Source organism: Dolichospermum sp. UHCC 0352 (genome assembly GCF_009711925.1).
In the GTDB taxonomy this organism is placed as follows: domain Bacteria; phylum Cyanobacteriota; class Cyanobacteriia; order Cyanobacteriales; family Nostocaceae; genus Dolichospermum; species Dolichospermum lemmermannii.
Map to the genome: position 1 here is coordinate 42,924 of NZ_VIKY01000103.1, position 12,692 is coordinate 55,615.

The 12,692-nt window shown below is 33.3% G+C and carries 11 protein-coding genes; 1 reads left to right on the top strand and 10 read right to left on the bottom strand.

Annotated features, from left to right (window positions below):
- Positions 1–4 precede the first annotated feature (4 nt).
- From rffA to FJR06_RS06830, 10 genes are all read right to left on the bottom strand, one after another.
- Positions 5–1,132 carry a dTDP-4-amino-4,6-dideoxygalactose transaminase gene (gene rffA, locus FJR06_RS06785; protein ID WP_168651088.1) on the bottom strand — a complete coding sequence of 376 codons (1,128 nt, stop codon included), beginning with the start codon at positions 1,130–1,132 and terminating at the stop codon, positions 5–7.
- A 21-nt stretch (positions 1,133–1,153) separates the two neighbouring features.
- Positions 1,154–2,023, bottom strand: coding sequence for a bifunctional 2-polyprenyl-6-hydroxyphenol methylase/3-demethylubiquinol 3-O-methyltransferase UbiG (locus FJR06_RS06790; RefSeq protein WP_168651089.1), 870 nt, complete (start codon positions 2,021–2,023; stop codon positions 1,154–1,156).
- A 10-nt stretch (positions 2,024–2,033) separates the two neighbouring features.
- Positions 2,034–2,744, bottom strand: coding sequence for a GNAT family N-acetyltransferase (locus FJR06_RS06795; RefSeq protein WP_168651090.1), 711 nt, complete (start codon positions 2,742–2,744; stop codon positions 2,034–2,036).
- 19 nt (positions 2,745–2,763) lie between these two features.
- Positions 2,764–3,696 (bottom strand): glycosyltransferase family 2 protein, encoded by a 933-nt coding sequence (locus FJR06_RS06800; protein ID WP_168651091.1) that lies wholly within the window; start codon positions 3,694–3,696, stop codon positions 2,764–2,766.
- A gap of 151 nt (positions 3,697–3,847) precedes the next feature.
- The gene (locus FJR06_RS06805) at positions 3,848–4,702 is read right to left on the bottom strand and encodes a GDP-mannose 4,6-dehydratase (RefSeq protein WP_168651092.1); all 855 of its coding nucleotides are present in this window, start codon (positions 4,700–4,702) and stop codon (positions 3,848–3,850) included.
- Complete coding sequence (locus FJR06_RS06810) at positions 4,699–5,409, bottom strand: sugar phosphate nucleotidyltransferase (RefSeq protein ID WP_168651093.1); 711 nt, start codon at positions 5,407–5,409, stop codon at positions 4,699–4,701. Before FJR06_RS06810 ends, FJR06_RS06805 begins: the two co-directional genes overlap by 4 nt.
- Positions 5,410–5,427: 18 nt before the next feature.
- Entirely contained in the window at positions 5,428–6,426 is a 999-nt protein-coding gene (locus FJR06_RS06815) for an NAD-dependent 4,6-dehydratase LegB (RefSeq protein WP_168651094.1), read from the bottom strand.
- A 38-nt stretch (positions 6,427–6,464) separates the two neighbouring features.
- The gene (locus FJR06_RS06820; RefSeq protein ID WP_168651095.1) at positions 6,465–9,680 is read right to left on the bottom strand and encodes a glycosyltransferase; all 3,216 of its coding nucleotides are present in this window, start codon (positions 9,678–9,680) and stop codon (positions 6,465–6,467) included.
- 63 nt (positions 9,681–9,743) lie between these two features.
- Positions 9,744–10,499, bottom strand: a complete 756-nt coding sequence (locus FJR06_RS06825; RefSeq protein ID WP_168651096.1) for an ABC transporter ATP-binding protein — start codon at positions 10,497–10,499, stop codon at positions 9,744–9,746.
- On the bottom strand, positions 10,500–11,306 hold the full coding sequence (locus FJR06_RS06830) for an ABC transporter permease (protein WP_168651097.1): 807 nt from the start codon (positions 11,304–11,306) through the stop codon (positions 10,500–10,502). It lies immediately after the preceding gene.
- A 319-nt stretch (positions 11,307–11,625) separates the two neighbouring features.
- Here FJR06_RS06830 and thiL point away from each other — a divergent pair, with 319 nt between their 5' ends.
- Positions 11,626–12,669: a thiamine-phosphate kinase gene (thiL, locus tag FJR06_RS06835; RefSeq protein ID WP_168651098.1), complete on the top strand. Its 1,044-nt coding sequence runs from the start codon at positions 11,626–11,628 to the stop codon at positions 12,667–12,669.
- The last annotated feature ends 23 nt before the right edge of the window (positions 12,670–12,692 follow it).

A 12,692-nucleotide genomic window follows, 5' to 3' on the forward strand; every position in this document is an offset into this window, starting at 1 on the left:
TCCTTTAATTTTGAAAATATTTTAATATTAGCTCAATGATCTGATCTGTTGTATCTAAGTTAATCCATAAAGGAAGACGTAACAGACGATCACTCATAGTATTTGTATTGTTCATTCTTCCCTCGACTCTACCATATTTTATTCCAGCAGGGGATGAATGAAGGGGAACATAATGAAATACTGATTGAATGTTATAAGATTTTAGATATTGAATCAGATCAGTTCGTTCTTGTAAACTATTTAACAATAAATAGTATAAATGAGCGTTGTGTTGACAATAACTTGGAATGATAGGACGGCGAACTTTCTCAATTTTTTCTAATTCAGAAAAAGCTTCATGATAAGCTTCCCATATAGACAATCTTTTTTTCAAAATCATTGCCTTTTCTTCAAGTTGCGCCCATAAAAAAGCTGATATTAGTTCACTTGGTAAATAAGATGAACCCACATCAACCCATGTATATTTATCTACTTGTCCTCGAAAAAATTGACTCCGGTTTGTTCCTTTCTCCCAGATAATTTCACTACGTTCAACTAAACTAGCATCATTAACTAATAATGCTCCTCCTTCTCCACTAATTAAATTTTTTGTTTCGTGAAAACTGAGAGCCGAAAGATTACCAAAACTTCCAAGGGGTTGCCCTTTATAGGTTGATCCTATTCCCTGTGCATTATCTTCAATTACCAATAGCTGATAACTTTTGGCAATATTCATAATCATATCCATTTCGCAACCTACACCAGCATAATGTACTGGAACAATTGCTTTTGTCTTTTTTGTCATCGCGGATTCAATTTTAGTTTCGTCTATATTTAATGTATCTGGACGAATATCAACAAATACGGGAACTGCCCCTCGTAAAACAAAAGCATTAGCAGTAGAAACAAAAGTATAGGAAGGCATAATGACTTCATCACCAGCTTGAATATTTGCCAAAATTGCTGACATTTCCAACCCGGCTGTACAAGAGTGGGTCAAAAGAGCTTTCTGACAACCAATGGTTTCTTCTAACCAAGTTTGGCAACGCTTTGTAAACATACCATTTCCAGAAAGATGACCATTGTTAATAGCTTGCTGGATATAGTCAAGTTCTTTTCCTGTCACAAAAGGTTTATTAAAGGGTGTAATCATTAAAAATCACAAATAAATTTCCTAAATTTTTATAGCAACCAGAAGAAGTGAACCTCCCCAGGGAAAGGAAACTCCACTTTGAATCATTTGACGTTCAATGGACAATATAAACTCTAGAGTAACATTTAACCATGAACTAATCTTAAATTCATTCAGAGGATCATAATTTTTTTTTTCTCGACGTTGAGAAAAACGGGAAAGTATCATTAAAGGCAAGAGAAGGGAAACGAAAGAAGTCATTGTCACAATCTTAAATCCAGCTTGTTGTACTTTCCTTTTCAAATCTTGAGATTGATAGCGTCTGACATGAAAAGCATAATCATCTGCTTGACTCCATAACCACGGATGTTGAGGGACAGTCAAAATTAAACTTCCTTGGGGCTTCAAAGCTTGATATATTTGTCCGAGAACTACATGATCCTCTTGGATGTGTTCCAATACATCAAAAGCACCAATACCATCAAATTCATCTTGAAATGGAATATGAAGTGCATCCATTTGAAAAAGTTGGGTACGATTTAAACGTTGGGACGCAAATTCTAACCCTTGTGTAAATATTTCACTTCCTGATAATTGTAATTGAGAAAAAGATTTTTCTAATCCAGAAAGCACAAACCCTGTTCCACAACCAATTTCTAAAAAGTTTTTTTGATTTGGAAAAAATTTTTTAATTGCCGAAATAATGAGACGATTCCGGGAACGAAACCAAAAGTTTTTAGCTTCTACTTTTGCTAATTTAGCAAAGAAAATCGGATCATAACTCTCAACTTTGTCTATAATTTCAGGCGCAAATGATAAATAACCATTAATTAGATTCGGATTATATTGACAGTTGGGACATTTCCATTCTTGATTGTCAAATATATAAGCACATTCGTTACATTTTTTCATCGTTATTACCCTACTGAATTAATAAGTGGTAAACATCTTGAGCATTTTTAAAAGTGAAACCTAATGATCTATAAAGATTGAGTACCGCCAGATTAGAAGCAGATATTGAACTAATAATTTCCTGATGACCTAATTTAAACATTTCTTGGCAAGCTATACTCCAAAAATATTTTGCCATGCCTTTTTCTCTAAAATTGGATTTCAAAGCATGAAGCAGTATATTTTGAGCAGAAAATCCCCAAAATCCTGCTAATTTTTGGTCATACATTAAACCCCATACTGTTTGATCATTAAACAATTGAGATAACCATGAATTATATCTTGAATCTGCTTGTTTTTTATCTATGTTGAAGTCACGGTGAAATCTACCATGAATGAAAGCACCATCACAAATACTAATTAATTCTTCTAAAGAATTTGTTTGAGAAAGATGAATTTTAGAGTGATAATGAGGAATAAAGTTTGAAAAGTAGCAAGATGGTTGTATTAATGTATCACAATAATAAAAATCACAATCAGATAAAAATTTGGTATTCCAAAGAGGATCTACTTTAATCGTATAATGTCCTTTTTCTGCATTTTTTATAAATTGATTTATGTTTGAAAATAACAGTTCTTCAGATGAAGCAATAATTTCAAAAGTATTGATTCCTAAAATATTTTTATCCCAAGGAGTTTTCTTAATCAAAATTTGATTATTTTTTGGACTTATTTGTGTCATGGAATGTTATCTGAAGAAGTTATTTAAAATCTAAGTTAGTTGAATTTCTCACTAAATATAATGGTCTTTTTTTTGTTTCATCAAAGGTTTTACCTAAATAAATACCAATTATTCCTAAGATAGAAATAATAATGCCTCCTAAAAAATATAAGGAGACTATTAAACTACTCCAGCCTATGACAGGAGTTCCAAATAAGATAGCTTTAATAATCAGATAAGTTCCTGATAGAAAAGCTAATAGTGAGATGATAAAGCCTATTTTAACAGATAAGCGCAATGGTTTATCTGAATAGGCAATAATTGTATCAGTAGCTAATTTCCAAAGTTTCTTAAAAGTGTAGGTGCTTTCCCCTTCTAGACGAGAATCATGTTGAACCTCTATACAGACAGTGGGAAACCCCATCCAATCAACTAAACCGCCAAAAAACCTTAATTGCTCCCGAATTAGACAAAAATTAGATACCACTTTTCTAGAGATAATCCTAAAGTTACCGACCTCTGCATCATACTTTAAATCTGCCAAGTAGTTAAAAATTTGATAAAACAGTTTAGAAGTTAGTTTTTTGAGAAAAGCATCTTTCCTATTTTTTCTTTTAGCTAAAACTACATCGTAACCTTCTTGTGCTTTAGCATAAAGTTTAGGGATTTCTTCTGGACGATCCTGCAAATCACAATCCATAACTACGACCCAATCTCCATTACAGTGATCCAATCCTGCTGTTATCCCATAGTGTTGCCCAAAATTGCGACTAAATTGAATACCTTTAACTCTGGTATCTTGATTTGCTAATTCTAAGATAATCTCCCAAGAGCGATCACCCCCACAATCTTCTACTAAAACAATCTCAAAATCTTCAGAAATAACCTGTAGAGATGATTTTAGTCTTGTATAAAGTTCATGGAGACATTTCTCTGCTTTATAGACAGGAATAACTACAGAAATAACGGCCATTTTTTTAGTTATATTTTAGTAAAAAAAATCTGAGATTGTATTTTTAGGCAACCTTTCACTTTGAGCAGTTGACATGGTTTCAAGTCGTTTAATTGCTTCTGCCTATGGTGAGGCAATCTGATTAATTTTATTCTCCAAGCTAATTTTTCATTTATTTTCCTAATCCTATTAATAAATTTACTTTAGATAAATCGGCAAAAATATCATTAACATTTATTTTGTTAATGTAATTTCTTGACTTTGTTTCAATTATATCCATTGTTAGATCATTTTCTCCTATAATTTTTTCCAGAAGTTCAGACAGTCTGACAGAAGTTCCACTTCCTACGTTATAAATCTCTCCAGTTTTACCATAATTCATAACTATTTCATAGTATTTGATAGCTTCCTTAACATGGATATAATCTCTTTTGCTTTGTAAGTCTCCTAATATGATTTTATCGGTTTTACCGCTTTTATATTCTTCTATTTGTTGATAAATTCTGCCGATAAAAAGTTGTTTTGATATATTCTTTCCTAACAAATTAAAAGTACGAGCTATAACAATATCTAAATTATGAACTTGACAATAAAATTGCATTAAGTGAGTCTGATAGACTTTGGTTAAGCCATAAATACTAACTGGATTTAAGGGATGATCTTCATTAACTGGATTATCTGATTCTTGAATTAAACCATACTCAGCCGCACTGCCGATTAATAATACTCGACAGGGCATTTTAGTGTTAATAAGACTATCTAGGATATTTTTGGTAGATATAACATTATTAGCATAATCTATAGAATAATCATTAGTAAAACTTCCCGCTAGATGATAAATTTTATCTGGTTGAATTTCCTGAATTAAATTATTCACTGCATTAGCATTTGTCAAATCACAAATTAAACCATTAGTATCTTGGTTTGTATGAGTAGTTAAGTAAAGTTCTACATCAAAATTTTGCTGTAAATGTTTAACTAAATGACTACCAGTAAAACCATTAGCTCCCGTTATTAAAACTTTCATATTAAGCCCAATTTTATTTTGAGTTGATCATAATTTTCATTAGCATTTTCATAATCTTCAGGACGACCAATATCAAGCCAATAACCATCAAAAGGTTTTACTAAGATTTTATTTTTATTTTTAATTCCATCTATCATTAAATTATCAAACCCATAGGATTCACCTTTAGTCAATTTTTCAACAACCCGACGATTCAGACAATAGATTCCCATGCTGACATCAAAGTAGTAAGTAGGTTTTTCGATAAAGGAACAAATTAAATTTTCTTCATTGTATTTCAAAACTCCAAAATCAATTTTTGACTCTCTTTTAAAAGTTGAGACTGTAACATCATTATCAGCTTGAATATGATAGTTATAAAAATCTAGGTAGTTAAAATTACAAAGGATATCACCATTCATCACTAAAAAATTATCAGGCAAATCAGGGATTAAAGTTAAAGGTCCAATGGTACTAAGAGGACTTTCTTCTAAAGAATAATCAATTTTCACATCCCATAAAGAACCATCACCAAAAAAAGCCATAATTAAATTAGCCAGATGATTAACTGCTAAAGTAATATGATCAAATCCGGAATTTGCTAATTGACGAATGATAATCTCTAATATGGGCATCTCACCACCAATCGGAACAAGAGGTTTAGGAATAGTAACAGTATATGGCTTTAATCGAGTCCCTTTTCCACCGGCTAAAATAATGGCTCTCATCTTAAAATATTCTCCCTACTAAACATTATAAATATTAGCTTTATACTTCGATAAATTTTCCTTATTTTTAAACCATTTTATAGTTTCAGCTAATCCTTTAGCTAAATCATATTGGTGACTCCAATCGGTAAGTGACAAGATTTTTTTATTACATCCTAATAATCTATTAACTTCTGATTTAGTAGGGCGTAACCGATCATTATCACTAATAATATTAGCATTAGGATTTAGTTGTTTTATTAGCTCCTTAGCCATCTCTCCAACGGATATTTCCACTCCAGTAGCAATATTAATTTCTTCTCCTATTGTTTGATCCGATTTCGCAATTTCTACAAAAGCATTAGTTGTATCTTTAACATAATTAAAATCACGAGTCGGCTCAAGACTTCCTAATTTAATCTCTGTTGCACCTGCTAACAATTGAGTAATAATCGTAGGAATAACAGCACGCGCTGACTGTCTTGGTCCATAAGTGTTAAAAGGCCTAACGATGACAACGGGTAAATTAAAAGAGCGATAAAATGATTCGGCTAATCTATCAGCACCAATTTTAGTCGCACTATAAGGAGATTGTCCTTGAAATGGATGTTTTTCGTCAATCGGCACATAGTTGGCTGTACCATAAACCTCAGAAGTAGAGGTAATTAAAACTTTTTCAACTCCTAATTTTTTAGCTGCTTGTAAAACATTTAATGTTCCCTTAATATTAGTATCCACATAGGAATCAGGAGAGTGATAAGAAAAAGGAATAGCAATTAAAGCAGCTAAATGAAAGACCACATCACATCCTTTCATAGCTATTTCTACACCATTGGGATCACGAATATCTCCAGCAAATATTTCAATATTATTCAGTTTTTCTTCTGATAAAGAATCAAGCCATCCCCAAGAGTTAAAAGAGTTATAATATACAAATGCTTTAATTTTACAACCCTCTTCCAATAACCTTTCGACTAAATGGCTACCGATAAAACCATCTGAACCCGTAACTAAAACTTGTTTGTTTTTAATTTCCATGAATTTAATGCACCCAATTATTATTTGTGAACAATTAATTATAAGTTATTACTCTTAACTAAGGAAAGAAAAATATTGATATATTCCTTATTCATTTTAGTAATATCTAATTTTTCTTCTGCATAAGTTCTAGCGTTGTTTTTTAGTTGACTTTGAAGATTTTCATCTGAATATATCTTGATAATTGTATGAACAAAATTATCTGTATTATTCGGATCACAAAGAAAACCATTATAACTATCTGTAATTATATCAGGAATACCTCCAATCCTAGAAGCAATAACAGGGACACCTAAAGATAATCCCTCCAGAAGAATAATTGGTATGCCTTCAATGCTTGAGGGAATAATTAATAAATCAGTTGCTTTTAGGAAAGGTTTATTGTCATCAACAAAACCGGGAACATAAATTTTGTCCTGTAATCCTAATGTAGCTATTTTAAATTTAACTGAGTCGTACTCAGGACCATTCCCTAACATCAAAAAATAAATATCCTTATGGTCTCGTAATTTATCCACTATCTCAACAAATTTGAGAGGGCATTTCTCCTCTGAAAACCTTCCCATGTATGAGATAATAAATTTACGGTTGGGAATAATATCTCTAATTAGTGTCTGATTGATATTAATGGAATTGAATTCTTTCTGAGTATCCACTCCGTGAACGATAACACGAGTTTTTGACTTTGATTCTTGATATTTTTGTAGTAAGATATCCTCAATAACTTGACTTGCCAAAATATTCATATCAATCAATTCAGCATACTTTCTGTTGTTTGTTATGTGACCATATTCATTAAAAAGCTGATCTACTATTTTGATATTAGGAAAATCTTTTTTGATACCTGGTAAAAGATCGTAAAAATAAGCTGAACCAACAATAAATAGGATGTCAATTTGACGAGATTCAAGATAGTAGTAAACAAAATCTTTCCACTTTTCTTGAGATTCTAAAAAGTTGTATAGATGGTATATCTCTTGGGTAATTTCCTGGTATCTAGGTGTATTATCACCAAACTTATTAGGATCAGTTTTGATAGTTGTCATTACTGATATATCAAAATTATTTTCACTGAGATATTTAGCAATCTGAAGTAATATAGTATCTGCTCCTCCTGTGATCACAAAAGGTAAAGCAAAGAGAATTTTAATTTTGTTTTTTTCTTTTGTTTGTGCTAAGTATGATTGAGTTAAGTTGATACTACCATTAATAACTTGACAGGATGTCTGATTGTTATTCCAAGAACGTTTATAAGCTTGATGAGTGAGATATCTTTGATTAAAAGATGCAATAGCTTTTGCTTGATTTTTAATGCTAAGACTTTCAGGATGCTTACTTAAGCTGATATGCTTACCATGAATACGATATAGCATTAGATGTTCAGAAATATTAATAACCCTTGCGCCTAAAGCCATCATTCTTACCCATAAATCCCAATCCTCTGAAATATAATCTTTACCTATACCACAATCATGATAACCATTAGCCTTTTCCCACATCTGCTGAGAAAATACAGCCACAGTGGAAACTTGATTCCCTTTAACAATTTCCTCTAATGTAGGATGGGCTAGAATATTCCAAGTTTCTATTGAATTACCAAAACATTGTACTGATGTGGATACAATATCATAAGCGTAAGCTTCTAATAAAAAGAGAGCTTTTTCTAAATAAGTTGGTTTTATTTTATCATCAGCATCGAGACAACAAATATACTTTCCTTGCGCTTTTTCTATACCAAAGTTTCTATTATCTCCTACTAAATGACGACCTTCCCTGTAATAAATAGTTGTTTTGGGCTTGTGTAAAGATTTTAGGGTTGTAACTGTCGAATTATCTGTTGAACCACCATCTACCACGATAATTTCAAAATCCTGAAATGTTTGATTCAGAACAGAGTTTATTGCTTCTTCAACATATTGACCGTAGTTAAAACAGGGAATAATTACACTTACTAATGGTTTTTCAGAATCCCAAATTTCCTGCCTAATTGATTTAAGGATTGGATTAGGATTCTGAAATTTAACTATAATTTTTTTTATTAAAGTTTTAATTAGACCTTTTAAAGTAAGTGATGCACTATTATCGTTTATACCTATGTCTTGTCTAAATTGAAACCACTTTGCTCTGATTTTCCAGAATTTACTACTTTGAATAGCTGATAATTCATTGATAAGTAGTAACTTTTCATTTTGCAGTATGTCATTATTTTGAACAAAATATTTTTTTGCTTCCAAATAACTTATATTATCTTGATATAATTTAATATATTGCTGAGTTAAATATTGAATATTATGTTCAGACAAAGTTAATTTGTCTTTTTCATACTGAGTTAATAAATTTAGCAGTTTATGGGCAATAGCTAGATCATCTAAGTAGCGGATTGAAAAAATCAAAGCATGAGTAATTTGCTCTGCTGAAATATTATTCCTAGTTAATTTTTCGATTTTATCTTGAAAAATAGCATGAAAAATATTCAGGATGGAATTAGAGTTAGATTGATGACTAGCTACTCCTACATAAGTTGCTCCAAAATTTTGTATAGCTACCACTTTCCCTGAATAACTATCAGAAAAATATTCACTGAGAACATTCTGAATACTCTTTTCTGTAAAATAATAAATATGTTCTAAAGATGAGTTATACCAGTATTGATCTCTTGTTGTGAAAGTTAAACAAGGAACTTCAAAAAAGAACCAACCATCTTCATTTAATAAAGACTTTATTTTAGTTAATGTTTCTAACAATTGTGGAATATGTTCTAAAACTGCCCAAGCCGTTATGATATTATATTTTTGTTCTTGAGGCTGTGCAAAGGTGATAAAATCCTCACTAGATACTTCATAGCCTTTCCCTTGACAAATTTGGGCATAATCTTGATTTAATTCAAGTCCTGCTAAGGGAAATAATCCATGACTTTTCGCTAAATCTAAAAATAAACCGTTACTACATCCTAAATCAAATAAACTACCTTTTTTTTCTATTATCGCTACAAGTGCAATAGACCATAAAAAGTAGTCATACTTGATTTCTTTATAGTTAGTATAACCAATGACAGGATTTTCAATCCCTCGTTTTTCATAATAATCTAAACTATAAAGTTCTTGTAGATTTTCTGGATATTTTTCCACAAAACCTAAACCACAATTTTGGCAAAGTAAAACCCAAATATTATCTGCTCGTTTTTCGTGTTTTTTTAAATTCTTAGATTGACAAAAGGGACACTCGTTTAACTCAATATATTTATTATTACCCATAATAATAGATAGACCTACATTTCAATATTTAAAAATACAGTAATTTAAGTTGCTTCTGAAAATTTAACTAGAAATTATTGGAGGGTTGTTTACACCTTCAAGATAGCATCTTACAACTTCATCAGATTCTCCAGACAATTTTATATTACCCTTACTTAACCAAATTGCTTTATCGCAAGACTGTTGAATAAACTCCATTGAATGAGATACAACCAAAATAGTGACGTTATTATCCCAAAACTGATCCATCCTTTGTTTACACTTATTCTTAAAACTCTCATCTCCCACAGATAACACCTCATCTAAAATCAAAATATCCGGCTGGACATCTGTGGCAATAGAAAAACCCAAACGAGCCACCATACCCGAAGATAAACCCTTAACTGGAACTAAAGCATAATCCTCCAATTCGGCAAACTCCAAAATAGAATGCGCTCTTGCTTTCATCTCAGCCCTAGAAAAACCCAACAATACACCATAAAGTAGGATATTGTCAATCACGGAAATGTCAGCATCAAAACCTGCTCCTAGTTCAATTAAAGGCGCAACTTGACCTCGAACCCTGACAGTACCAGATGTAGGCTGAAGAATGCCAGAAATTATCTTTAACAGAGTGGATTTACCAGAACCGTTCGCCCCAATTATACCTATTTTTTCGCCTTTTTCAACCACTAAGTCAATATTATCTAAAACTAATTTTTTGGCAGGTTGACGATATTTGCCCTCTACCACAGATAGGAGCGTTTTTTTTAAGTCATAGGAAAATTCCTCTTGAGTCCTTCTCCACAGTGAAATATTATCCAGACGTATTACTTCCATTTAAAGCAAATCCATAAATTGATGCCGCCACAGATGAAAACAAGTCCATCCCAAGGCTAAAATAATGATGCCACTCAGTAAAGCCCCCCAAATCAAACCTAAATCGGGTGGAGAACCTGATAAGGTAATCTGACGCAGACTTTCAATAATTGGAGATAAAGGATTAATGCCTAAAAACTGTTTTACCTGCTTGGGAACAATAGCTGCTGGATAAAATATGGGACTACTAATCCAAATTACAAATACTACTAATTCATAAAAGTAAGGTAAATCTCTAAAAAATACGTACAAAGCACTGACTAAAAAACCGACTCCTGTAGAAACTAAAATCAGTGCGAGAAATGGAAATACCAAAGCTAGGACATTGACTAGACTTTTGGAGTTAATCAAAGTCATAATCGCTAGTAACGGAAATGCTCCCACTGAAAACTGAAATACATTCGCCGCAATCATTGATACCGGAAAAACACTGACTGGCAACTGGATTTTATTTAATAATGCACCATTGCCGACTACGCTGGTTAAAGCTTGGGATGTGCAAGCTGAGAAAAAATTGATGACCAACAGCCCCGTCAGTGCTGCCAGCATATAGTTCATGATGGAGTTACCATAATAAGATGCAAAGGTAGCACCAAAAATGGCAGTATATAGCCCTGTCATAATCAACGGGTTTAATAGTGACCAATAAACCCCCAGAAAAGAACCCCGGTAGCGGACTTTCAGAGTCCTTCCTACTAAGACGTGCAGGAGTTCACAATAACGCTGCACTTGTAACGAATTTAAATTATCTTTCAGGGAAAGTGTCATTTTTATAGCACCATTACACACCAGAAAAAACTCATTTGGGTATTCTATACTATATAAGTCCGATTGTTTACGATTAATTTTAAGATTAGTAAAATTTCATCTATCTTTAGGTATTACTTACAAACTATCAATACTTTCGCCATTTTTTGCTTTGTTGGGTTAAGCGACAGCGCAACTCAACAAATACATTGGGTTTCATGCTATTGCTTGGCAATGCTAACGTTCCACAACCCAACCTCCGAATCAAGGCTTTTTTCAATTTGGCGAAGGTATTGAACTATCAGGATCTATTCCCATAAAGTAATGAGTACATTTAATTATGAATAGTGATTTATCTGGCTTACGAGTTCGAGATATTGGCGAACAAGGTCTTTTAGAAAGATTACAACGCTTTTGTCCACCCGATATAATTGGTGATGATGCCGCAGTTTTAGAAACCTTACCAAATCAATCTTTGATAGTTACTACAGATATGCTCGTTGACGGTGTGCATTTTAGTGATGTTACCACCTCTCCAGAGGATGCTGGTTGGCGGGCTGCGGCGGCTAATTTATCCGATTTAGCAGCAATGGGGGCGACTCCCGTGGGCATAACTGTGGGATTAGGTTTACCGGGAGATGTAACTGTAAATTGGGTTGAGCGACTATATCAGGGCATGACAGAATGCTTGTCAAAGTATCATGTTCCCATAGTTGGTGGTGATATAGTGCGATCGCCCATTACCACTTTAGCAATTACCGCCTTTGGTCAAGCTAACCCAGATTTCATCATCCGTCGTGCCACCGCTCAAGTAGGAAATGCTATTGTCATCACAGGTATACATGGAGCCTCCCGTGCAGGCTTAGAATTACTCTTACATCCCGAAATAGCTCAAAACCTCAAAACTGAAGCCAAGGCAGCCTTAATCACCGCCCACCAGCGCCCCAAACCCCGTTTAGATGTAATCTCTATCCTCAAAAAAATTCTCATATCCCCCTGCTCCCTGCCCCCTGCCCCCTGCCCCCTGCCTATGTCCGGTATGGATAGCAGCGACGGTTTAGCAGACGCAATATTACAAATTTGCCGAGCCAGTAACGTCGGTGCGGTTATAGAATCTAGTAAAATACCCTTACCATCAGCCTTTGAAGGGTGGCTCACACCAGAAAAATCATTAAAATACGCCCTCTATGGTGGCGAAGATTTTGAATTAGTCCTGTGTTTACCACCAGAACCTGCATTAGCATTAGTGCAAAAATTAGGCACAGGTGCAGCCATAATTGGCACAATTACCCCAGGCTCAAAAGTGATTTTACACCACGAAAAAGCAGAAATCCCCGACCAAGTTCTCAGCCTCAGCCAGGGATTCCAACATTTTGGTCAGTAGGGGCGAAGCATTTGGAAGATAAA